Raw genomic sequence first — 761 nt, 5'->3', positions numbered from 1 at the left:
GCGTAGCAAAATAGTGTCTCTGCTTTCTAAGTTATTGATCAAAGAGCAAGTGATTGCAACGTCCCTTGCTGAGTCGCCGGAGAGAGAGGCTAACTCTCACTCTTCGGACGAAGCAGCGGATTTGAAAGAGGAATAGAGATTCTTCCGTGACGCTCAGCGAATGGTTAAATGATCTTGAGCAACGACATCCCACAGAAATAGATCTCGGTCTTGAACGTGTGCGGCTTGTCTTTGACCGTTTACAGCTTACTGATTCAATGCCTTATTGTATTGTGGTTGGTGGCACGAACGGCAAAGGGAGTACGCTGAAAGCGATCGAGAATGGCCTCTCTTCGGTAGGTTTACGAATCGGTACCTACACTTCTCCTCATTTATATCGTTTTAACGAGCGTATCTGTCTTCAAGGAAAAGAGGTCGGGGATCAAACGCTTGTCGATGCTTTTGATGTCGTCGAGCGCGCGCGTGGTGATATATCTCTTACTTACTTTGAGTTCACAACGCTTGCGGCTTTTGTGGTTTTTTCCAATGCTTTTCGAGCTGGAGAGCTAGACGCGATCATTTGTGAGGTCGGGTTGGGTGGCCGGCTAGATGCGGTCAACGTGCTTGACGGTGATCTGTCGCTCGTCACAAGCATTGGTCTGGATCATCAGGATTGGCTGGGCAATACCATTGAGGAGATCGCTCGAGAGAAGGCGGGTATATTTCGGCCTTCAAAGCTGGGTTTGGTGGGTGAAACATTTCCGAATTCCATTTTGAATGAG

The 761-nt window shown here is 48.1% G+C and carries 1 protein-coding gene; it reads left to right on the top strand.

The window, feature by feature from the left end; genetic code table 11:
• Nucleotides 1–146 precede the first annotated feature (146 nt).
• Nucleotides 147–761 (top strand): folylpolyglutamate synthase/dihydrofolate synthase family protein (locus A3751_RS19375; protein WP_255376103.1); only part of this gene is annotated, 615 nt, incomplete at its 3' end.

It is taken from the genome of Oleiphilus sp. HI0080, from assembly GCF_001635135.1.
Note: the sequence above shows the minus strand (reverse complement) of the source record. Positions and strands in the feature narration are given on the sequence as shown.